This window comes from Comamonas sp. DB36, from assembly GCF_057914905.1.
On record NZ_CP196632.1, the window covers coordinates 578,530 to 599,218 of the forward strand.

The following is a 20,689-nucleotide window of genomic DNA, read 5'->3' on the forward strand; positions in this document are numbered from 1 at the left end:
TGCCTCAGTGCTCTGCGGGCTGCAGATGGGACAGCGGAACCCAGCCGGACAGCGACGTCAGCGGGTTCTCGCACCAGGCCCAGCCATTGAGCGTTCTGCCGCCGACCAGCATGTCGCCGGCGCGCACGTCCAGCTCTCTGGCCGTGTAGTTTTCGCGTGCCTGCGCGGTCTGGTCGTCGACGAAGTCCAGCAGCTGCACCGGCACCCAGCCGCCCACCTGGCCGACAATTTCACAGAAATACCAGTCGTCCCAGCCCTCGGGCCCGGCATATTTCTCACCGACGGCCAGCATGCTGCCTTTGGAGAATGTGATGGGCTCGGGGTATTCGCTGCGGTGGTCCCGGATGGCTCGATAGTTCTTGGCTTGCATGTTCTATGTCCGCTGCGCTGCGCCATGTCATGTGGCGTTTGCCATCTGGGACAATTTCGCGACAGTGTTGAGATTCCTGGCCGTGCCCAGCGCGGCCGCGGAAATCCTGAGCTTGGAGCACGCCATGCCGGCGCCATGGCGTGCTTGCGTTCAGCGCTGCGGCATGTCCTTGGTCGAGTAGCCGACGCTGATGGTCGCGTCGGCCGCAATTGCCGGCATGGTCGCGTTCCAGGTCTGCCAGGCGCTGCGCATCCGCTCCAGCCGCTCGGGCTCGCGGCCGGCCTGGTTGGCGCGCTCGCGTTCGTCGGCGGGAATGTTGAACAGATACTCGTTGCCGTCGACACGCAGGTATTTCCAGTCGCCGTCGCGCAGCGCCTGCTGTCCGCGGTGGTTCATGCGCCAGTGCAGCGGGCGCGCGAAGCTGTGGCTGGCGTCGCGCAGCACGGGCAGCAGCGAGACGCCGTCAAGCGCATAGCCCGGCGCAGCCGCCACGCCCGCGGCGTCGAGAACGGTAGCCGACCAGTCCATGGTCATGCACAGCTGACGGCTCTCGCTGCCCGGCGCGATCACGGCCGGCCAGTGGGCAATCCACGGAACGCGTATGCCGCCTTCGGTCAGGTCCATCTTGCCGCCCACCAGAGGCCAGCTGTCGGAGAAACGTTCGCCGCCGTTGTCGCTGGTGAAGATCACCAGCGTGTTCTCGGCCAGGCCGTGCTGTTCCAGCGCCGCCATCACGCGGCCTATGCCTTCATCCATGTGGTGGATCATGCGGCGGTAGGTGTGGATGTTGCCACCCGCGAGATCGAACAGGTTGTCCTTCACGGTGGGCGCGCGGCCCGCGTCGTCGCGGGTTTCCCAGGGCCAGTGCGGTGCGGTGTAATGCAGGCTCAGGAAGAACGGGGCGCTCTGCTGCGCCATGCGCGCCACGTAGTCGACGGCGCGCTCCGAGAGCAGGTCGGTGAGATAGCCTTCGGTCTGCGTGCTCTGCTCGCCGGTCCACAGGTCATGGCTGCCGCGCGAATCGCAATGCGTGAAGTAGTCGATGCCGCCCGACAGCTGGCCGAAGAACTCCTCGTAGCCCGAGCGCAGCGGGCCGAAATGCGGCGGATAGCCCAGGTGCCACTTGCCTATCAGCGCCGTGCGGTAGCCGCTGCCCTGCAGCAGCGAAGGCAGGGTGGGGTGCTCGGGCGGCATGCCCAGCGTGCTGCTGCCGCGGCTGTCGCTGCGAATCGGCTCCTCGGCCGCGCCGCGCAGCCGGTACTGGTAGCGGCCGGTGATCAGCGCGAAGCGCGTGGGCGAACACACGGGCGAGTTCGAATAGCCCTGGGTCAGCTTGAGGCCTTGGGCCGCGAGCCGGTCGAGCACCGGCGACACCGGGCCGAATTCCGCATCCCGGCCGCCGTAGCAGCCCAGGTCGGCGTAGCCGAGGTCGTCGGCAACGATGAAGATGATGTTGGGTCTTGTCATGTCTGTCTCTTGCGCCTCACATCAGGGCTGGTAGCCCGACTGCTGCACCACCGGCGCCCATTGCGCCTGGTAGGCCTTGAGCATGCTCGCGGTCTGCGCCTGGGTGCTGACGACGGGAACCATCATCGCGTCCTTGAAGCGGGCTGTGGTCTCCGGCTCCTGCATCACCGCATGGATGGCGCTGGCCAGGCGGGCCACTTTTTCCTTGGGCATGCTCGCCGGTGCGAAGAAAGTGTTCCAGCCCGTGGCGGCCAGATCGAGTCCGGCTTCCTTGAAGGTGGGAATGCCCGGCGCGAACACCGAGCGCTGGGCGCCCGAGATCGCCAGGATGCGCAGCTTGCCGGCTTCATGCTGGGCCAGCACCGTGTCCAGCGTGTCGACCGCGGCCGGCACCTGGTTGCCCAGCAGGTCGTTGAGCAGCGGCGCCGAGCCGCGGTAGCCCACCACCTGGGTGGGCACGCCGGCTTTCTCGCCGGCCATCAGCGCAAAGAAGTGCGGCAGGCTGCCCGTGGCCGGCACGCCGAAGTTCGCCTGTTTCGGATTGGCGCGCATCCAGGCAAGCAACTGGGTGAGGTCGCGCGTCGGCATCGAGGGCGATACCGCCAGCGCGAAGTCGTAGCTGTTGACATGGGAGACGGGAACGAAATCGCGCTCCACGTCGTAGCCGTTGTCCTTGAAGACCAGGGGCGCGACCACCATCACCGCGGGGTTGGCGAGCATCAGCACGTTCTGGTTTGCAGGCGTGGCCTTGGCCTGCTGCGCCGCGAGACGTCCGCCCGCGCCCGATTTGTTCTCGACAATCACCGGCACGCCCAGGCGCGCGGCCAGCTTGTCGCCGACAATGCGCGCCACGCGGTCGGTGGCGCCGCCCGGCGCATAGCCCACCAGGATGCGCAGCGGGCCATCGAGCTGCGGCGCGGGCTGGGCCTGGGCCATGGTTGGCAGAGCGGCGATCAGGCCCGTGAGGGCCAGTGCGCCGGCCGCGCCGCGCATGAAGCGGCGGCGTGAATGCGTAATGTGGTCAGCCATGCGGCGTCTCCTTTTTTGCAGCAGCGCACCAGCGGCGTTTGCTGCGTTTTGTCGGTGTTGTGGCGGGAGCAGCGTCAAGGGCTCCCATCGGCCAGCCAGGATACTAACCCGGGTAGGGGCACGAAAATCACGCCGCCGCCGCGGCCAGCCACCAGCAGGCGGCGGCCACCGCAGCGCTCGACAGCAGCAGCCCGGCCCAGGCGCGCACGGCGCTGCGCGCATGAAACGCCCACAGCAGTGCCGGCAGGTAAAAAAGTACGCCGATGTCCGAGCCCGCCATCACGGCCTGCGCGCGCTCGAAGGGCAACAACAAGGCCAGCAGGGTCGCCAGGGCCGAGGTCAGCAGATAGCCGCCCAGCGCCGCGGCCAGTACGCGCGCGGCCACGCTGCAGCGATAGTGCGGGGAGCCCGGCGTCATTTCGTGACCTGCCCCGCAATGCCGCCCGTGAAGTCACGCGCTTGCTCGGCGTAGAGCGCAGATGCGCAGCCCCAGCGGCGATGCAGCCGCCATGCAAGCACCCCCAGCAGCAGTCCCACCAGCGCCATGCCGATGTCTACCCCCGCCAGCCCCCAGTCGCCCGCGGGCAACGTGACTCCCAGATGGCGATCCGTGGTCAACGCATTGAGCAGCGGCAGCAGGCCGAAGGCCAGCGCCCCCAGGGCCAAGACCTCGACCCAGGCCCGTTTTTCGGGACGCCAGACGCAGTAGATTGCGAGCCAGAGCCAGGTTGCGAACAGCGCATGCATCTCCCATTGCGCGCGCTGCGCGATATTCAGCGGCAACAGTCGATTGGCCCAGAAAAATGCCGCCATTGCAGCGGGCAGGCCGGCAATCACCGCCACGTTCAGCCGCGCGACCAGCGTGATGTCGGCATGGGCCGACGCATGGCTGCCATGCCTTTGCCTGCGCTTGATCACCCACAGCGCCAGACCGGAGCCTGTCATCGCGCAGCCAACCAGGCCCAGCACCAGATAGATCCACAGCAGCCAGGCATCGGCGAACCAGGCGTCATGCAGGCTCAGCAGGAGCCAGCGATAGCGGATGCCAGGACCATACTCCGGGAAGGCCATGGGCGCCCCGGTCATGCCGTCGAATCGCAAGGTGTTCGATGGCGATTCGTAACGCGGCAGTTCGCTGCCGTAGGGCCGGCTCAGGTCGACCTGCAAGGGCCCGTGCTCGGGCCGGGTGATGACAATGCGCGCGACTTCGCCCTGGCCCAGCGCCTGCTCGGCGTGCTCGAGCATCCGTGCCACCGATGCCTGGGGGCGCGACGCGCCGCCCGAGGATTCGGGCTCGTTGGGCAGCTCGCCGTGGTATTGCTCATGCGCCCCCTGAGCGGTGCCGTAGATGGCGGCGATGGGCAGGGGCAAGGTCTCGCTGTTGTAGTACACCAGCCCGCTATAGATGATCATCACGAAGAACGGCAGCCCCATGACACCCATCACGTTGTGCGCATCCAGCCACGAGCGCTGGCCGCGGCCGGGACGAAAGAGGAAGAAGTCCTGGAAGATCCGGCGGTGCACGATCACGCCCGTGACAATTCCGAGCAAGGCCAGCAGCGCTGCGGCTGCGGCAATGCGTATGCCCAGCGCCGGACTCATGTAATGCAGCTCGCTGTGCAAGGCCATGAACGCCTTGCCCCCGTGGGTAGACCTGACGTCAGCGGGCGCGACGACCGCGCCGCTGATCGGGTGCAGATCGATCTGACCTGTCATGCTGCTTTGCCAGCCCACGGCCAGATAGGGCCGCATTTCCTGCTTGTGCCGGTGCTTTTCGTGCGTCAGGAAGATGTCCCAGCGCTTGGCGCCTGCCGCATGCTGCTCCAGGTAGCTCAGCGCGTGTTCAATCATCAGCGCGCGCGGTGCTGCCGCCACTGGAATGGCAAGTGCGCGCTCAGGCTGCATCCAGCGCGTGATCTCAAGGTGGAAAACCGTTGCCGTGCCACACGCAAAGATGAAAAACACCAGCCAGCCCGAGACCAGGCTGGCCCAGGTATGCAGCCAGGCCATGCTCTGGCGGAAATGCTCCTTCACGGCATCAGAATGCGTAGCGGAAATTCACCGCGACCTGACGCGGCGTGCCGTAGATGTTCTCCAGCTTGGTGCTGTAGCTGCCGATGGCGTCGTAGTATTTGCGGTCGAACAGGTTGTTGACCGTGATGCCGACCTCGGCCTGCGGATTGATCCGATACCTGGCCATCAGGCCCACGAGCGCATAGGCCTTTTGCTGGATGAAGAAGCTCTCGGTCTTGGTGAAGACCTTGCTTTGCAGGCGCAGGTTGGCGCCTACCGTCCAGCCGGAGTTCGGGATCTGGTAGGTGGTGTAGGCGCGCAGAATATGGTCTGGCGCGTAGCTGAGGTAAGGCAGGCCATTTTGGTCACCGCTGCGGTAATCGCTATCGACGTAGGTGTAGCCCGCGCCGATCTTCCAGCCCCTGGCCACATCGCCATTCACGCCCAAGTCTATGCCCTTGCTGACCACCAGGCCTGCGGGCAGGAAGCAGTTGCCGCGGCAGATATTGCTTTCGTCGTAAGGCACGCTGGGATCGACCTCGGCCAGATTGGTCTGCTCCAAGCGGAAAATGGCAGCTGTCGTGTTCAGGCGCTTTTGCAGAAACTCGCCCTTGAGGCCCAACTCGAAGTTCTTGCCGACCACTGGCTTGACCGTGCCGCCACTGGCCATGCGGCTGTTCTGGGGCTTGAAGATGTCGGCATAGCTGGCGTAGGCCGAGTAGTTCTCGCCCAGCTCGTACACCAGGCCGGTGTAGGGCGTGAACACCGCGGTTTCCTTCTGATCGCGCACGCCTGCGGCCCGGAACTCATACCAGCTCACGCGGCCGCCCAGAATCCACTTGAGCGAATCCGCGAGATTGAAGCGGGCCACGCCGTAGACCCCCTGCTGCTCGGTGGTGTCGCCTTCGGTCCACTCGGGGTAGGTGCCGGAAGGACGCGTGACGCTGGCGCGGTCGAAGTTGTAGAGGTTGAAGTCGGTAGACACATAGTCGGTCATCCGATTGCGGTACTTGAGCTTGGAGAGCGAGGCACCGAACGCCAGTTCATGCCGGCGGCCCAGCAGATCCACCGGGCCGTTGACATAGGCCTCGAACACATCGGCATCGGTTTCACGCTGCTGCAGTGCGTTGAAGATGCGCAGGCCCGCGCCGGTCGCCAGGTTCAGCGTGCCGCCAATGTTGCTGGGGACGTTGTCGACATCGGTGCGGCCATGCGTATAGGCGGTTTTCAGGCGCCATTCGCCAGGCAGGCGCTGGTCCAGAGTCAGCGTATAGCTGAGACTGTCGCGCGTGCTGTCGCCATTGGACACACCGAAGAAGCTCGAGCGCGGCAGGCCCAGGTTGGAGCCATCGGGTGCCATGGGCACGCCGTAGTGGCTGTTGAACTTGTTCTTCTGATAGGTCGCCATCGCCGACAACATGGTCGTGTCCGTCACATCGGCTTCGACGACGCCGTAAACGCCCTGGCGGTTGTCGAAGATGTAATCGGTGAACGAGTCGCTATGGTCCGTGAAAGCCACCACCCGCCCGCGGATCTTGCCCGACGCGGTCAGCGGCGTGGAGATATCGCCCACCAGGCGTCTTTGGTTCCAGGAGCCGATCTGCGCTTCTACATGGGCCTGGAATTGTTCAGTCGGGCGCTTGCGCACCAGATTGATCGTGCCGCCGGGTTCGCCCGCACCGCTGGTCAGGCCTGCCGCGCCCTGCAGTATCTCCACCCTGTCGAGAAAGGAGCTGTCGGGCGAAGGGCTGAAATTGTCTTCGCCAATGCCCAGCGGATTGGGCATGCCGTCGTACTGCGACTGCAGCCGGAAGCCCCGACTGAAGTATTGCGCGCCGTCGCCGCCCTGGCGCTGCACGAAGATCGCGCTGGTGCTCTCCAGAACCTCCTCGACGTTGCCGAGCGCAAAATCATCCATCTTCTGGCGCGTCACCACGGTCACCGTCTGCGGGGTTTCGCGCAGCGAAAGGTCCAGTCGGGTCGCCACGCCCGAAGAACGTGCCACATAGGAATCTGCACCTTCGGTCACCCCGCTGCGGTCCTGCGCGCCTACCACGGTGACCGCTGCCAGTGCCGCGCCTGAGTCCGCGGCCGCAGCCGGCTTGACGACGATGACCCGGCCTTGCGCCACACCCGTCAGCCCGCTGCCTGCGAGCAGCTGATCCAATGCCTGGCTGGGCGTGAGGTGCCCGGTCACCGCGCCAGCGCTTTTGCCTGCAACCAGCGCCGGAGGAAACAGCAACTGCAGATTGGCCTGGCGCGCGAGTTCGTTGAGCGCGCTGCCCAGCGGTTGGGCGGCAATGGTGATTGCCAGGGGACTAGCGGGTTGAGCCTGTGCCTTGCCGGCGAGGCCCCAGGCGAGCAAGGCGGACAGGGAGGCCAGAGCCAACGGTGCGAGAGCGAAATTCGGTTGCCGCATCAATGAAAACTCCTGAAAAGCAGTGGTGGAAATAAGAATCACTACCAATGGAGTCGCATGAGCGAGCCAAACCCTCACCCCCTTTTTCAAAAAAATCTGCGTTCAGCGCCTGGCGACGATTTCGATCTTGCCGTTGCGCGGCTCAAGCCGCACCGGCAGCAGCGACGGCAAGGCCTGGGTGAAGGTGGCGATCTGGCGCAGATCGACGCTGCCGCCCAGGCGCAGTGCGCCCACGGCGGGGTCGCTCAGCACCAGGCGCGTATCGCCGTAACGCTCGAGTTCGGCCAAGGCTTCGCGCAGCGGCGTGTCGTTGAAGCTGATGCGGCCCTGGCGCCAGCTGGCGACGCTGGCGGGCGCAAACCTGGTCACGGGCTGCAACTGCGCAGCGGCGTCGGCCGTGACGCGCTGGCCCGCGGTCAATTCGATCTGCGCCTGCTGCGCGCCGGGCGCGGCCGGTGCCACGCGCACGCGGCCGGACTCGACCGCGACCACGGTATGACCCGCATCCATGCCGGCCTGGGTGTGGCGCACGGAAAAGCGCGTGCCGACCACGGTCACCCGCATGGGCCCGGCGAACACCGAGAAGGGCTGGGCCGTATCGGCCTGTACCGCGAACATCGCCTGGCCCTCGGCCAGCCGCACTTCGCGCCGGTCGCGGTAGAGGCGCACATCGGCCTGCGTGGCCGCATCGAGCTGCAGCGTGCTGCCGTCGGGCAGGGCGATGTCCAGGCGCTGGCCGCGGTCGGTCGCGTAATGCTTTTCAAATGTCGGCTGGCCCGCATAGTGGTTCCAGCCCAGCCAGCCGCCAGCGACCAGGGCCACGGCGGCCATGGCAGTAGCTGCCTGCGGGAAGAAAGGCGCCAGGCCTGCAAGCCAGCCGCTGTGCTCCTTGGGCCGGTCGCGCTGCGCTGGCGCGGAGCGCCGCGGCAGACTGTTCCTGAGTGCCTGGATGCGGGCCGGCGGCAGGGCCTGTGCGGGCGTGGTGCTGTGCGCCATCTGATCGTAGGCCGTTGCGTGCTCGGGCGCCGCGCCCAGCCAGGCCTGGAACTGTGCTTCGGCGGCGGCGTCCATGGCCGCGCTGCGGCGCGTGGCCCACAGCGCGGCTTCCAGCAGCAACGGATCCTGGCCGCGCGCGAAGTCGTCGAACTCGCGCGCGTCCGCCGCGTCCTGCTTGGCCGCATGGGAAGGCGTGGTGGCGTGTCGGTTCATGGGCTCTTATAAGTGATGTCGCACGAGGCCTTCGAATCCTCACCCGGGTCTTTGAAAACAGTCATTTTTTCCGGCCCGCGGGTAGGGGCGGCGGCTGGCCCTGGATCTGCTGCTGGCAGGCACGGCAGGCCATGCGTGCGCGCGCAATGTGCTTTTCGACCATGCTGATCGACGCGCCCATGCGCTTGGCGATCTGCGCCTGTGGCAGGCCGTCGAACACATGCAGCACAAAGGCCTCGCGGCAGCGCGGGGGCAGGGCTTCGATGGTCGCGGCATAGGCTTCAAGCGCCTGGGACGAGGCGAATGCCGCATCGGGCTGCTGGTGGACGGGAGCGGGCGGGTGATCGGCTTCGGCCAGCGCCGCCAGATCATCGTGGCTGCGCAGCAGCTCGCGCCGGTGCTGGTCCACCATGACGTGGCGCGCGGTCTGATAGAGCAGGGCGCGTGGCTCGTGGATGGCAACTTCGGAGCGCTGGATGGCGAGCACGCGGGCATAGCTTTCCTGCACGACTTCGGCCGCCGCATCGCGGTCCTTGACCCTGCGGGAACAAAAATTCAGCAGTTCTCGGTAGTAGCGCTCAAGCACGGCAGCCCATGATCCAAGGTGGACACATTCCTGAAACAGTCTGGCGTAGAGACGTGGCGAGGGCTGGCCTGAGGAGCACGCAGATGGGAATGGCTCGTATTATGCCGGCAGTCGGCGCCGGCCATAATGCGCGCTGCACGATCAATGTGCCGGAGGGACAAAAATGAAGATTGCCGTACTCGATGACTACCAGAATGCCGTTGAAAAGCTGGGCTGCAATGCGCTGCTGAGCGCCCACGACGTCAGCGTTTTCACGCAGACCATGAACGAAGACCAGCTCGCGGCCGCGCTGCAGGACTTCGACGCGCTGGTGCTGATACGCGAACGCACGGAAATCACCGCGAGCCTGCTGGCGCGCCTGCCCAATCTGAAGTTGATCTCGCAGACCGGCAAGGTCAGCGGCCATATCGATGTGGCCGCCGCGACGGCGGCCGGCGTGGCGATTGCCGAAGGTGTGGGCGACCCGACGGCGCCGGCCGAGCTGACCTGGGCGCTGATCATGGCGGCCTACCGCAAGATTCCGCAGTATGTCGCGCATATGAAGGCAGGCCGCTGGCAGGCCGCGTCGCTGGACGCGCGCCACAACACGCCGGGCCGCGCGCTGCAGGGCGATACGCTGGGCATCTGGAGCTATGGCAAGCTGGGCAAGCGCGTCGCAGGCTATGGCAAGGCGTTCGGCATGGACGTTGTCGTCTGGGGCCGCGAAGCCAGCCGCGCGCAGGCGCAGGCCGACGGTTATCGCGTCGCCGAATCCAGGCAAAGCTTCTTTGCCCAGGCCGATATCGTGAGCCTGCACCTGCGGCTCAACGCCGCCACGCAGGGCATTGTGACCCTCGAAGACCTGCAGGCGATGAAGCCTTCGGCCCTGCTGGTCAATACCAGCCGCGCCGAACTGCTGGCGCCGGGCGCATTGCAGCAGGCGCTGGCCCAGGGACGTCCCGGCTACGCCGCGCTCGATGTGTTCGAGACCGAACCCGTGGCCGGCAATGAATGGTTTCTGTCGGCCGACAATGTCGTCGCCACGCCGCATCTGGGCTATGTCGAACAAAAGGGCTACGAGATCTACTTTCGCGCGGCCTTCGAGAACGTTGCCAGTTTCTTTGCGGGAACGCCGACCAATGTCTGCAATCCCGCGGCGCTGGCCCGCACGTGAAGGCATCGATGACCATGCCGCAAATGCCCGGCCCCCGCCTGCGCCACGGCGTCTGGGAGTTTCCCGTGCACCACATGCGCGGCGGCACCTCGACCGGCCTGGTGATCTGGGAGCCGGCCGCGCCTGCCGACGATGAACTGCGCGAGGAACTGCTGCGCCACCTGATGGGCGTGCCCCTGGAGCGCGAGCGCCCGGGCAACAAACAGACCACGGGCTTGGGCCGCGGCCCGGCCACCAGCAACAAGGTGTTTTTCGCCCGCATGGAGCAGGCCGACGCCGGCGCGCGCCTGGTCAGCACGCTGGCCCAGCTCGCGGCCGACCATGGCCGCATCGACTGGAGCGTCAACTGCGGCAATATGTCCTCGGCGCTGCAGCTGTGGGCGCTCGACAGCGAACTGGTGGAACACATCGCAACCGGCGCCCACGAACTCGCGATACGCAACACCAACACCGGCGTGCTGACCACGTCGCGCATGGTGCTGCAAGCCGATGGCGGGTTTGCCACGGCCGAGATTCCGGGCGTGATGGGCCGGCACCCGGCCGTGGACCTGTTCCTGCACCAGCCCGCGGGCGCCAAGACCGGCGCGCTGCTGCCCACGGGCAACGCGGTCGACACCATTGCCGGGGTGCGCGTGAGCTGTGTCGACGTGGCCGTGCCCATGGTCATCGTGCGCGCCACCGATCTGGGCAAGACCGGCCATGAATCGGTGGGCGAACTCGCAGCCGACGCCGACTTCCTGCAGCGGCTCAAGGCGATCTGGGTCGAAGCGGGCGTGAAGATGCAGCTGCGGCGCAAGAACGGCAGCCTGATGAGCGCCGCCGACATCGCGCAAAGCGAGACCCTTCCCAAGGTCTGCATCATCGGCGCGGCGCGCAGCGGGGCGGATCTCGCCGTGCGCTATTTCACGCCGCAGACCGTGCATGCTTCGCTGGCGGTCTCGGGCGGTTGCTGCCTGGCCGCGGCCACGCTGGTGGCGGGCTCGGTGGCGCACGAACTCGCGCCCAAGAGCGCGACATCGGTGCTGGGCGAAGTCAAGGTCGATATCGAGAACCCCGCGGGAATCCTGTCGACCACGGTGGTGGCTTCCATGCAGGGCGATGCCTTGCGCATCGCCTCGGCCGCGTACCAGCGCAGCGCCCAGGTGCTGCTCAAGGGCTATGTGCCGCTGTATGCGGCGTCGGCCGCATTGCGCGCGGCGCTGGCGCAGCGCGCCGGCTAGAGACGCCAGCGCTGCCTGCTCAGGGGCGCTTGCCCACTTCGGCGACTTCGCGCGTCCAGGCCAGGGCCTGCTCGCTCAGGCTCAAACCCAGGCCGGGGCGCGTGGGCACCAGCATGCGCCCGTCCTTGATTTCCAGACGCTCGTTGAACAGCGGCTCGAGCCAGTCGAAATGCTCGACCCAGGGTTCGGTCGCATAGACCGCGCCCAGATGCACATGCAGTTCCATCGCGAAATGCGGCCCCAGCGCCAGCCCGGCGTTCTCGGCCTGGGCGGCGATGCGCAGAAAAGGCGTGATGCCGCCGACGCGCGGCGCATCGGGCATCAGATAGTCGGCCGCGCGGTGGCGGATCAGCTCGGCATGCTCGGCCGCCGAGGTGAGCATCTCGCCGGTGGCAATCGGCGTATCGAACTGCGCGGCCAGCGCCGCATGGCCTTCGAAGTCATAGGCGTCCAGCGGCTCCTCGATCCAGACCAGATTGAACTGCTCGAAGATGCGGCACATGCGCTGCGCGGCGGGCCGGTCCCATTGCTGGTTGGCGTCGACCATCAGCGGCATGTCGTCGCCCAGGTGCCGGCGCACGGCTTCGACGCGCTGCACGTCGAGCGCCTGGTTGGGCTGGCCGACCTTGAGCTTGATGCCGCCTATGCCGCGCTCGCGCGAGGCCGCGGCATTGACCAGCAACTGGTCCAGCGGCGTGTGCAGAAAGCCGCCCGAAGTGTTGTAGCAGCGCACGGAGTCGCGCTGCGAACCCAGCAGCTTGGACAGCGACAGTCCCGCGCGCCGCGCCTTGAGGTCATAGAGCGCGACATCGAACGCACCTATCGCCTGCACCGCCATGCCGCTGCGGCCCACCGACGCGCCAGCCCACTGCAGCTTGGTCCACAGCCGCGAAATATCGCTGGGGTCTTCGCCTATGAGCGCCGGCGCGATTTCCTTGGCATGCGCAAACTGGCCGGGCCCGCCCGCGCGCTTCGAATAGCTCAAGCCCAGGCCCTGGTGGCCGTCCTTGGTTTCAATCTGCACGAACAGCATGGCGATCTCGGTCATGGGCTTCTGGCGACCGGTCAGCACCTTGGCATCGCTGATCGGGTTGGCCAGCGGCAGATAGCAGGACGACACACGCACCCAGGCAATGCTGTCGGCGGACAGTGGGGCGTTGGCGGAGGAGGGCATGGCGTTGGTCATGGTGTTTACGGGCGAAAAGATAACGTTGTCATTCATGCGCAAAAAAAGAGTGGGCTTGGTGGGCGTTTTGAAAAATACGTTTATTGGTTTGCAACGCATCGCAGTGATGGCACTTGATGGGTAATGATAACGTTGTCATTTTGCGGGTCAATGGCTGCACACACGGGTTTTCCCTGGTCGTTTGGGCCGCGTGCGGGCTGCCATCGCCTTGTCTCGCATCGCGGCGCTGGCCCAGGCCGTAAACTAGCCGGGTAGTCAGGCCGCTCATGCCGAGTCGGCCCATGTCCATGAACACTCCCGTCCCTTTCAAAGCCGCCACGCTGCACGATGTCGCCCGCACCGCGGGGGTCTCGCTGATCACCGCTTCGCGCGCGCTGACCAATCCCAAGCTGGTTTCCAGTGCGACGATTCTCAAGGTGCAGGCCGCGGCCGAGGCCGTGGGCTATATCCCCAACCTGCTGGCCGGCGGCCTGAAGTCCCGACGCAGCATGCTGGTCGCAGGACTGGTGCCGGCGATTTCGGTGGCCCAGTTCCTGCCCACGGTGCAGTCGCTGACCGATGTGCTGTCCCAGGCCGGCTACCAGCTGATACTGGGTCAGACGGGCTACGACCATGCGCATGAGGAAGCGCTGATCAACACCATGATCAGCCGGCGCCCCGACGGCATCGTCTTCACCGGCCTGGTGCATTCGGCCAGCGCGCGCGAGCGCCTGCAGCGCGTGGGCATTCCCGTGGTCGAGACCTGGGACCTGAGCGAGCGCCCGGTCGACATGCTGGTGGGCTTTTCGCATGTGAAGGTGGGCAGCGCCATTGCGGGCTATTTCCTGGGCCGGGGTTGGCAGCGCGTGGGCATTGCCACCGGCGACGACCACCGCGGCGGCCTGCGGCGCGAAGGCTTTCTCGCGGCCATGGGCCGAGACGTTCCCACGGCGGTCGTGCCTGCGCCCAGCAGCATGGGCCTGGGGCGCAGGGCGCTCACGGAACTGTTGACCAAGGACCCGGGCCTGCAGGCGATCTACTGCAGCTCGGACCAACTGGCCCAGGGCGTGCTGGCCGAAGCCCAGGCGCGCGGACTGCGCGTTCCCGAAGACCTGGCGGTTTGCGGCTTCGGCAACGCCGACTTCGCGGCCGACATGCAGCCGTCGCTGACCACGGTGCACGTGGACGGCGCGGCGATAGGCCGGCGCGCGGCCCAGCTGATCATCGACCGCAGCCACGGCAGGCCCATAGAGCAGCCGATTGTCGATCTGGGCTTTCGCATCATCGAGCGGCGCTCGACGTCACTGGAGCACGGCTAGCGCGCCTGGCCGGAATGGTCTCAGGACAGCGGCGTGATCTTGGTCACCGCGAAATTGATCATCTTGAGCTGGTCTTGCCTGTCGCTCTCGTCGCCATGGGACACCGCGCTTTCGTCGTGCTCCACCCACAGTCCTTTTTGATTCTTGATGCGGATCTCATAGCGTGAGTTGTTCCAGGTGATGGCTTGCTTGCCCGTCATGGTGATCGCCAGCTTTTGCCCGGTTTTCTGATCGGTGGCCTGCAGCGTGACCGTATCGTCGAGGTTGAACGTGACCAGCTTGGAAAGCCCGCCTTGCACGCTGATGGTGAGTCTTTTGAATTGCTCCGCATCGGGGATACGCACCTGCCTGATGACCTTGACCGCGGTGAGTGCTGCGTCGCCGGGCTTCCACTGGACCTGTGCTTCGTCTTGCGCATGCAGCAGATCGACAAGTTTTTGCAGGTTCAAGCGTGGCAAATCTTCTGGCTTGATACGTCCCAGATCGACCGGCTGGAACAGCTGGAAGCGGTTTTTTGCACGCTCCTGCGCGCGTTCCTGGCCTTGGTGCACATAGGTTTCCTGGACTTCGAACGACCAGCCGGGCAGGGTGTCGAGATGGAACAGTTCCGAGAGCAAGGGCAGAAATTTTTCCGGCTCCTTTTCGTCGGAGAACAGTTCCTGGTCGAGCTTGAATGCCCATTCGCCGGCCGCATTGCGCTGGTTGAACGGCGCGAGGTTTTGCAGGCTCTTGAGGAAGTCGGCGGTCCAAACCGAGCCGTGCTGCGAGTAGGCTTCGTCGATCAGCTTGATGAACTGGTCGGCGGCGCTGCGTTCCTCGGCGTTCTGGCTTGCGGCTTTGAAGCTTTCCAGATGACCGCGCAGTTCTTTCGCGCCGATGGCGCTGATCAGCAACTTGATGGACGCGCTGGCATAGCTTCGGCCCCATCCCGATATGAAGCCACCCATGTCGCGATCTTCGTATTGGTCGGGAATGGGCGGTTCTTGCGCGCTGCCGGCGCCTGTGAAGATGGTGACCTCGCGGCCCGAAATGGCGGACGGGCGCTGGATCGCCGTGCCGGCAGCGGTTTCATCGCCGCCACTGCCCGATCCGCCGCCGCATGCCGCGAGCAGGCCTGCGGCGACAATCATTGCGCCCCAACGGGGCTGACGGCTGTTCCTCATCTTGGTTCTCCTTGCTGGTGGAGCGCCGCGCAGCCTGGGCCCTGGGCGCGCTGCAAGCATCAAATGCCATGCCGGATGCGTCACCTCGATTGAACAGTGCCGGCCCGCCGGCCCATGCCGGAAGACGGCGCGCCGCGTCGGTTGCGCCGCAACCGTGCCCGCGTCGGCGCGCGCCGCAGGCAGGAGTCAGGTGCTTTCGCGCACCACCAGCTCGTAGCCCAGCTCTATGCTGCCGGGCGCGGCCGCGCTGCCGCGCATCATGCCCAGCAGCATGGCTGCGCCTTCGCGGCCGACTTCGCTGCGCGGCGTGCGCACGGTGGTAAGCGAAGGCACCATCTGGTCGCTGCCCGCGAGGTCGTTGAAGCCGGCCATGGCGATGCGCGCGGGCACCTGCACGCCCAGGCGATGGGCGGCAAGCAGCCCACCCTGGGCGATGTCGTCGTTGCAAAAGAAGATGGCGTCGATGTCGGGCATGCGCTGCAGCATTTCCTCGAACAGCCGCGCGCCCAGCGCGATCGATGAACGCTCGGGGCTCAGCATCTCGAGCCGCGGGTCGTAGATTCCGGCGGCGCGCAGGCAGCGGCGATAGCCTTCGGCGCGCTGCAGCACGCGCGGATCGAGCTGGGCGCCGCAAAATGCGATGCGCCGCCGGCCGCGGTCCAGCAGATGCTGGGTGATGGCCGCGCCGGCGTCGGTCTGCGAAAAACCCACGCAGGCCACGCCGGGCGCATCGCTGGTCTCCATCAGGTGCACGCAGGGCACGCCGCTTTGGGCGATCAGCCGGCGCGAGGTCTCGCTGCGGTCGAAGCCCGTGACCAGCAGGCCCGCAGGCCGGTGCGGCAGATAGGTGCGCAGCAGCAGTTCCTCCTCGGCGCTGTCGTAGTGTGTCACGCCTATCAGCGGCTGGAAGCCTTCGGGAAACAGCGTGCGGTGCACGGCTTCGAGCAGGTCGACAAACAGCGCGTTCGACAGCAGCGGCACCAGCACCAGCACCTGCGTGCTCTTTTGCGAGGCCAGGGCGCGCGCCGCGGGGTCGGGTACATAGCCCAGGCTGTCTGCAGCCTGCCGGACTTTGAGCACCAGCTGCGGATCGACGCCGCGCTCGCCGCGCAGCGCGCGCGAGACGGTGATCGGGCTCACGCCCGCGAGCCGGGCGACATCGGAAAGGGTGGTGCGACCGCTGGAGCGGCGCGAACGACGCGGTGCTTCTGTCAAGGGTTTGTCCTGATGACTGGAGAAAGTCGAAAAATCTATGATAGCGCTATCCGAGCGCGAAAACACCGCTATTTTCCCGCGATAATCCAACGCAAATTTTTCAGTACGAGGAATCATGCCCTCGTTTTTTTATGACCAACACGGATAGCGCTATCCAAAGTTTCCATCCGGCGGCGGCCCCTGTGCCGTGCCATGCCCATGCCCTGGTGGTGATGGGTGTTTCCGGCTGCGGCAAGTCCAGCGTGGCCCAGATGCTGGCCCAGACGCTGGGCTGGACGCTGCATGAAGGCGACGCCTACCATTCGCCCGAAAACGTGCGCAAGATGCAGGCCGGCATCGCCTTGACCGATGACGACCGCGCGAGCTGGCTTGCCGACCTGTGCGGCATCCTGGCCACGGCTAGCGCCAGCAGCGGCATCGTGCTGACCTGTTCGGCCTTGAAGCGCAAGTACCGCGATTGCCTGCGCCTGGCGCAGCCGCAGGGCGCGCTCGGCTTTGTGTTCCTGGACCTGGACTTCGCGACCGCCCTGCAGCGCGTGCAGCAGCGCCCCGGCCACTTCTTCTCGCCCGATCTCGTGGCAAATCAGTTCGCGACGCTGGAGCGCCCCGACGCCGAAGCCGGCGTGGTGGGCATTGACGCGACGCTGCCCCTGGCCGAGATCGTGCGCCGCGCCAACGCCTGGCACGCGCCGGCCGCGGCGTGACATATCCCGAAAACAAGGAAATACCCATGCATGCAGAAACAAGTCCAGTGAAGCCCAAGCCGCGCCTGCAGCGCGCGGCCGAGCTGTTCATGGTGGTGGCGCTGGCCGGAATGGTGGTGGCGGTGTTCGTCAACGTCGTGCTGCGCTACGTGTTCAACACCAGCATCGTCTCGTACGAGGAAATCTCGCGCCTGCTGTTCGTCTGGCTGGTCGCGGTCGGCTCCATCGTCGCTGCCTACGAGTGCAGCCACCTTGGCTTCGACATGGTGACTTCGCGCGTCAGCCCGCCGGTGCGCCGCGCGCTGTTCTGGCTCACGCAGTTGCTGGTCGTGGCCTGCATGCTGCTGCTGCTGTGGGGCTCATGGGCCCAGGTCCAGGCCGGGCTGAGCAGCTACAGCACGGTCATGGGCTACCCGCTGGCGCTGGGTGCGGCGGCAACGCTGGTGCTGGCCGTAGGCATGCTGGTGGTGGCGCTGCGCGACATGCGCCGCGGCCCGCACGATCCGGCGCGTGACGGCTCCATCCTTGAAGTCGAATAAGGAGCTGGCAACATGGTCGTGACTTTCATTTTCCTGTTCGTGCTGATCGGCGGCATGGTGATCGGCATGCCGATCGCGCATTCGCTGGTGCTCACCGGGGTGGCGCTGATGTGGCACCTCGACTTCTTCGACACCCAGCTGCTGGCGCAGAACCTGCAGGCGGGCTTCGACAACTTTCCGCTGCTGGCCGTGCCGTTCTTCATCCTGGCCGGCGAGCTGATGAACGCCGGCGGGCTGTCGCGGCGCATCATCGATCTGGCCAGCGCCTTCGTGGGCCATATCCGCGGCGGCCTGGGCTTCGTGACGATTGGCGCGGCCGTGCTGCTGGCGTCGATGAGCGGCTCGGCCATTGCCGACACCGCGGCGCTGGCCACCATCCTGCTCCCCATGATGCGCGACCAGAAGTATCCGGACAGCTACAGCTCGGGCCTGCTGGCCTCGGGCGGCATCATCGCGCCCATCATTCCGCCGTCGATGCCGTTCGTGATCTACGGCGTGACGACCAATACCTCGATCAGCAAGCTGTTTCTCTCGGGCATTGTTCCCGGTCTGATCATGGGCGTGTTCCTGATCGCGGCCTGGTGGACCATCGCGCGCAAGTTCCAGCTCGCCAGCGGCCCTCGCATGCCCTGGGGCACGCGCTTGAAGACGCTGGCCAAGAGCTTCTGGGCCATGATGATGCCGGTCATCATCCTGGGCGGTCTCAAGGGCGGCATCTTCACGCCGACCGAAGCCGCCGTGGTGGCCGCGGTCTATGCGCTGTTCGTGTCCATGGTGGTCTACCGCGAGATGAGCTGGAACAAGCTGTATGACGTGTTCCTGGCCGCGGCCAAGACCACGGCCGTGGTGATGTTCCTGTGCGGCGCGGCCACGGTCACCGCCTACATGATCACGCTGGCCGACCTGCCCAACCTGCTGGCCGAAAGCTTCTCGGGCCTGCTGGGCAACCCCATGCTGTTCATGGCGCTGATGATGCTGTTCCTGCTGGTCGTGGGCACGGCCATGGACCTGACGCCCACCATCCTGATCTTCGGCCCGGTCTGCGCGCCGCTGGCCGTGAAGGCCGGAATCGATCCGGTGTACTTCGGCTTCATGTTCATCTACGTGGGCTGTATCGGCCTGATCACTCCGCCCGTGGGAACGGTGCAGAACGTGGTTGCCGGGGTCGGCAGGCTGCGCATGGAAACCGTGATCAAGGGCACGACGCCGTTCCTGCTGGCCTATGTGCTGCTGGCCGTGCTGCTGGTGATCTTCCCGCAGATCGTGCTGGCGCCGCTGCGCTGGATGCATTGAAACCAAGTTTTTCCAAACCCGGGGGGCATGGTGCCCCCCATATCAACCAGGAGACAGACATGCGAATCAAATTTGCCCTCGGCGCATTGGCCGTACTGATGGCGGCCGGTGCCGTGCAGGCCCAGGACTTCAAGCCGCGCATCGTGCGCTTCGGCTACGGCCTGGTCGATGACTCGAACCAGGGCCGGGCCGTGCGCCTGTTTGCCAAGGAGGTGGAGAAAGCCACGGGCGGCAAGATGAAGGTGCGCGGCATAGGCAACGCGGCGCTGGGCTCCGACATGCAGATGCAGCAGGCGCTGATCGGCGGCGCCCAGGAGATGATGGTCGGCTCCACGGCCACGCTGGTCGGCGTCGCGCCGCAGATGGCGCTGTGGGACACGCCTTTCCTGATCAACAATGCCAAGGAAGCCGACGCGCTGCTCGACGGCCCGGTGGGCGACAAGGTGCGCGCCACGCTCGAGTCCAAGGGCATCGTCGGTCTGGTCTATTGGGAAAACGGTTTCCGCAACCTGACCAACAACAAGCACCCCGTGACCAAGCTCGAGGACATGAACGGCATCAAGCTGCGCGTGATGCAGAACAATGTCTTCCTCGACAGCTTCAAGGCCCTGGGCGCGAACGCCGTGCCGCTGCCGTTCTCGGAACTGTTCACGGCGCTGGAAACCAAGGCCGTGGACGGCCAGGAGAACCCGTACAACACCGTGGTGTCGAGCAAGTTCTACGAAGTGCAGAAGTACCTCACCGTGACCAACCATGTCTACAGCCCCTGGATGGTGTCGGTCAGCAAGAAGTGGTGGGATGGCCTGAGCAAGGACGAGCAGAAGGTCATCATGGACGCGGCCAAGAAGGCGCGTGATTTCGAGCGCAAGGACACGCGCGACGAAGCTGCCAAGGCCCTGGCCGATCTCAAGACCAAGGGCATGCAGGTCAACGAGCTGTCGGCCGCCGAAGCCGGCCGCATGCGCGACAAGCTGACCCAGGTCAATGCCTCGGTGGCGACCACCGTGGGCATGGACCTGTGGAAGCAGACCCAGGACGAGCTCGCCAAGCTGCGCGCCGCGAAATGAGCCTGGCCGCCGCACCGGATGCCGCCGCACGCCGCGTCGCCTGGGTCACGGGCGCGGGCACGGGCATAGGCCTGGCCGGCGCCCAGGCGCTGGCCGAGGGCGGCTGGCATGTGCTGCTGTCGGGCCGGCGCGAAGACGTGCTGGCCCAGGCCTGCGCGCAGATCGCCGCGCGCGGCGGCAGTTGCGAGGCGCTGGCGCTCGATGTGGTCGACGCCTCCGCGGCCGAGGCCGCGGCGCAGCAGATTGCCGCGCGCCATGGCCGCATCGATCTGCTGGTCAATGCCGCGGGCATCAACGTGCAGCGCCGCAGCTGGGCCGACTGCAGCGCGGCCGACTGGGAGCGCGTGCTGGACATCAATCTGAAAGGCACGGTGCACACCATGCGCGCCGTGCTGCCCGTGATGCGTGCCGCCGGGGGCGGCGCCATCATCAACGTGGCGTCGTGGGCCGGGCGCTTCACCGCGGCCATGCCCGGCGCGGCGTACACCGCGAGCAAGTCGGCCGTGGCCGCATTGACGCACGAATTCAACATCGAGGAATTCCGCCACGGCCTGCGCGCCTGCTGCCTGCTGCCCGCCGAAGTGGCGACTCCCATCCTGAAGCAGCGCCCCGTGCCGCCGTCCGACGAGGACATGGCGCGCATGCTCCAGCCCCAAGACCTGGGCCGCACCATTGCCTTCGTCGCGAACATGCCTGCGCATGTGTGCATGAACGAGATACTGATCAGCCCCACCTGGAACCGCATGTTCCTTTGAGAG

General features: G+C 66.2%; 20 protein-coding genes and 1 pseudogene. 8 read left to right on the forward strand and 13 right to left on the reverse strand.

The features are described 5' to 3' along the window. Positions 1–4 precede the first annotated feature (4 nt). From ACSVDO_RS23625 to ACSVDO_RS23665, 9 genes and pseudogenes are all read right to left on the reverse strand, one after another. A complete protein-coding gene (locus tag ACSVDO_RS23625) occupies positions 5–370 on the reverse strand; it encodes an SH3 domain-containing protein (protein WP_489596721.1) in 366 nt (121 codons plus the stop codon). 27 nt (positions 371–397) lie between these two features. Then, positions 398–508 (reverse strand): annotated as a pseudogene (locus ACSVDO_RS23630) (DUF1697 domain-containing protein); the annotation flags it as partial. Positions 509–520: 12 nt separating this feature from the next. Continuing rightward, complete coding sequence (locus ACSVDO_RS23635) at positions 521–1,837, reverse strand: sulfatase family protein (RefSeq protein WP_489596723.1); 1,317 nt, start codon at positions 1,835–1,837, stop codon at positions 521–523. Positions 1,838–1,858: 21 nt separating this feature from the next. Next, positions 1,859–2,866 carry a Bug family tripartite tricarboxylate transporter substrate binding protein gene (locus ACSVDO_RS23640; RefSeq protein ID WP_489596724.1) on the reverse strand — a complete coding sequence of 336 codons (1,008 nt, stop codon included), beginning with the start codon at positions 2,864–2,866 and terminating at the stop codon, positions 1,859–1,861. A gap of 127 nt (positions 2,867–2,993) precedes the next feature. Continuing rightward, a complete protein-coding gene (locus ACSVDO_RS23645; RefSeq protein WP_489596726.1) occupies positions 2,994–3,284 on the reverse strand; it encodes a DUF3649 domain-containing protein in 291 nt (96 codons plus the stop codon). Then, the gene (locus tag ACSVDO_RS23650; protein ID WP_489596727.1) at positions 3,281–4,900 is read right to left on the reverse strand and encodes a PepSY-associated TM helix domain-containing protein; all 1,620 of its coding nucleotides are present in this window, start codon (positions 4,898–4,900) and stop codon (positions 3,281–3,283) included. The genes ACSVDO_RS23645 and ACSVDO_RS23650 overlap by 4 nt, the downstream gene beginning before the upstream one ends. A 4-nt stretch (positions 4,901–4,904) precedes the next feature. Then, a complete protein-coding gene (locus tag ACSVDO_RS23655; protein ID WP_489596728.1) occupies positions 4,905–7,268 on the reverse strand; it encodes a TonB-dependent siderophore receptor in 2,364 nt (787 codons plus the stop codon). A gap of 132 nt (positions 7,269–7,400) precedes the next feature. Beyond that, on the reverse strand, positions 7,401–8,507 hold the full coding sequence (locus ACSVDO_RS23660; protein WP_489596729.1) for a FecR family protein: 1,107 nt from the start codon (positions 8,505–8,507) through the stop codon (positions 7,401–7,403). Between the two features lie 61 nt (positions 8,508–8,568). Then, entirely contained in the window at positions 8,569–9,093 is a 525-nt protein-coding gene (locus ACSVDO_RS23665; RefSeq protein WP_489596731.1) for a sigma-70 family RNA polymerase sigma factor, read from the reverse strand. Positions 9,094–9,256: 163 nt separating this feature from the next. Between ACSVDO_RS23665 and ACSVDO_RS23670 the strand changes: the two genes are divergently transcribed. Together ACSVDO_RS23670 and ACSVDO_RS23675 are read left to right on the forward strand one after the other, a co-directional pair. Continuing rightward, positions 9,257–10,246 (forward strand): D-2-hydroxyacid dehydrogenase family protein, encoded by a 990-nt coding sequence (locus ACSVDO_RS23670; RefSeq protein ID WP_489596733.1) that lies wholly within the window; start codon positions 9,257–9,259, stop codon positions 10,244–10,246. A gap of 8 nt (positions 10,247–10,254) precedes the next feature. Beyond that, entirely contained in the window at positions 10,255–11,466 is a 1,212-nt protein-coding gene (locus ACSVDO_RS23675) for a PrpF domain-containing protein (protein ID WP_489596735.1), read from the forward strand. Positions 11,467–11,485: 19 nt separating this feature from the next. Here the strand turns inward: ACSVDO_RS23675 and ACSVDO_RS23680 are convergent, their stop codons facing one another. Continuing rightward, entirely contained in the window at positions 11,486–12,640 is a 1,155-nt protein-coding gene (locus ACSVDO_RS23680) for an L-talarate/galactarate dehydratase (protein WP_489596737.1), read from the reverse strand. A 40-nt stretch (positions 12,641–12,680) separates the two neighbouring features. After that, on the reverse strand, positions 12,681–12,941 hold the full coding sequence (locus tag ACSVDO_RS23685) for a hypothetical protein (protein WP_489596738.1): 261 nt from the start codon (positions 12,939–12,941) through the stop codon (positions 12,681–12,683). Between ACSVDO_RS23685 and ACSVDO_RS23690 the strand changes: the two genes are divergently transcribed. Further along, positions 12,940–13,950, forward strand: a complete 1,011-nt coding sequence (locus ACSVDO_RS23690) for a LacI family DNA-binding transcriptional regulator (RefSeq protein ID WP_332536094.1) — start codon at positions 12,940–12,942, stop codon at positions 13,948–13,950. The genes ACSVDO_RS23685 and ACSVDO_RS23690 overlap by 2 nt on opposite strands. Before the next feature lie 20 nt (positions 13,951–13,970). On the opposite strand, the gene ACSVDO_RS23695 is transcribed toward ACSVDO_RS23690, so the two are convergent. Together ACSVDO_RS23695 and gntR are read right to left on the reverse strand one after the other, a co-directional pair. Further along, positions 13,971–15,173 carry a hypothetical protein gene (locus tag ACSVDO_RS23695; protein WP_489596740.1) on the reverse strand — a complete coding sequence of 401 codons (1,203 nt, stop codon included), beginning with the start codon at positions 15,171–15,173 and terminating at the stop codon, positions 13,971–13,973. A gap of 126 nt (positions 15,174–15,299) precedes the next feature. Further along, the gene (gene gntR / locus ACSVDO_RS23700; protein ID WP_332547869.1) at positions 15,300–16,328 is read right to left on the reverse strand and encodes an HTH-type transcriptional regulator GntR; all 1,029 of its coding nucleotides are present in this window, start codon (positions 16,326–16,328) and stop codon (positions 15,300–15,302) included. A 212-nt stretch (positions 16,329–16,540) separates the two neighbouring features. Here gntR and ACSVDO_RS23705 point away from each other — a divergent pair, with 212 nt between their 5' ends. Genes ACSVDO_RS23705 through ACSVDO_RS23725 form a run of 5 tightly spaced genes read left to right on the forward strand, consistent with a single transcriptional unit; the run spans position 16,541 to position 20,686 of the window. Continuing rightward, entirely contained in the window at positions 16,541–17,032 is a 492-nt protein-coding gene (locus ACSVDO_RS23705) for a gluconokinase (RefSeq protein ID WP_489596743.1), read from the forward strand. Between the two features lie 26 nt (positions 17,033–17,058). Next, positions 17,059–17,571 carry a TRAP transporter small permease gene (locus ACSVDO_RS23710; protein WP_332547870.1) on the forward strand — a complete coding sequence of 171 codons (513 nt, stop codon included), beginning with the start codon at positions 17,059–17,061 and terminating at the stop codon, positions 17,569–17,571. Between the two features lie 12 nt (positions 17,572–17,583). After that, positions 17,584–18,864 carry a TRAP transporter large permease gene (locus ACSVDO_RS23715; protein ID WP_489596745.1) on the forward strand — a complete coding sequence of 427 codons (1,281 nt, stop codon included), beginning with the start codon at positions 17,584–17,586 and terminating at the stop codon, positions 18,862–18,864. 59 nt (positions 18,865–18,923) lie between these two features. Beyond that, positions 18,924–19,931: a TRAP transporter substrate-binding protein gene (locus ACSVDO_RS23720; RefSeq protein WP_489596747.1), complete on the forward strand. Its 1,008-nt coding sequence runs from the start codon at positions 18,924–18,926 to the stop codon at positions 19,929–19,931. Beyond that, on the forward strand, positions 19,928–20,686 hold the full coding sequence (locus tag ACSVDO_RS23725; protein ID WP_489596749.1) for an SDR family oxidoreductase: 759 nt from the start codon (positions 19,928–19,930) through the stop codon (positions 20,684–20,686). Before ACSVDO_RS23720 ends, ACSVDO_RS23725 begins: the two co-directional genes overlap by 4 nt. Positions 20,687–20,689 lie beyond the last annotated feature (3 nt).

Coding starts and splice junctions, on each gene's coding strand:
- ACSVDO_RS23685 (WP_489596738.1), bottom strand. CDS start 12,941: ATGGACATGGGCCGACTCGGCATGAGCGGCCTGACTACCCGGCTAGTT.
- ACSVDO_RS23640 (WP_489596724.1), bottom strand. CDS start 2,866: ATGGCTGACCACATTACGCATTCACGCCGCCGCTTCATGCGCGGCGCG.
- ACSVDO_RS23680 (WP_489596737.1), bottom strand. CDS start 12,640: ATGCCCTCCTCCGCCAACGCCCCACTGTCCGCCGACAGCATTGCCTGG.
- ACSVDO_RS23690 (WP_332536094.1), top strand. CDS start 12,940: ATGAACACTCCCGTCCCTTTCAAAGCCGCCACGCTGCACGATGTCGCC.
- ACSVDO_RS23715 (WP_489596745.1), top strand. CDS start 17,584: ATGGTCGTGACTTTCATTTTCCTGTTCGTGCTGATCGGCGGCATGGTG.
- ACSVDO_RS23720 (WP_489596747.1), top strand. CDS start 18,924: ATGCGAATCAAATTTGCCCTCGGCGCATTGGCCGTACTGATGGCGGCC.
- ACSVDO_RS23670 (WP_489596733.1), top strand. CDS start 9,257: ATGAAGATTGCCGTACTCGATGACTACCAGAATGCCGTTGAAAAGCTG.
- ACSVDO_RS23635 (WP_489596723.1), bottom strand. CDS start 1,837: ATGACAAGACCCAACATCATCTTCATCGTTGCCGACGACCTCGGCTAC.
- ACSVDO_RS23645 (WP_489596726.1), bottom strand. CDS start 3,284: ATGACGCCGGGCTCCCCGCACTATCGCTGCAGCGTGGCCGCGCGCGTA.
- ACSVDO_RS23705 (WP_489596743.1), top strand. CDS start 16,541: ATGGGTGTTTCCGGCTGCGGCAAGTCCAGCGTGGCCCAGATGCTGGCC.
- ACSVDO_RS23725 (WP_489596749.1), top strand. CDS start 19,928: ATGAGCCTGGCCGCCGCACCGGATGCCGCCGCACGCCGCGTCGCCTGG.
- ACSVDO_RS23675 (WP_489596735.1), top strand. CDS start 10,255: ATGACCATGCCGCAAATGCCCGGCCCCCGCCTGCGCCACGGCGTCTGG.
- ACSVDO_RS23695 (WP_489596740.1), bottom strand. CDS start 15,173: ATGCTTGCAGCGCGCCCAGGGCCCAGGCTGCGCGGCGCTCCACCAGCA.
- ACSVDO_RS23625 (WP_489596721.1), bottom strand. CDS start 370: ATGCAAGCCAAGAACTATCGAGCCATCCGGGACCACCGCAGCGAATAC.
- ACSVDO_RS23660 (WP_489596729.1), bottom strand. CDS start 8,507: ATGAACCGACACGCCACCACGCCTTCCCATGCGGCCAAGCAGGACGCG.
- ACSVDO_RS23710 (WP_332547870.1), top strand. CDS start 17,059: ATGCATGCAGAAACAAGTCCAGTGAAGCCCAAGCCGCGCCTGCAGCGC.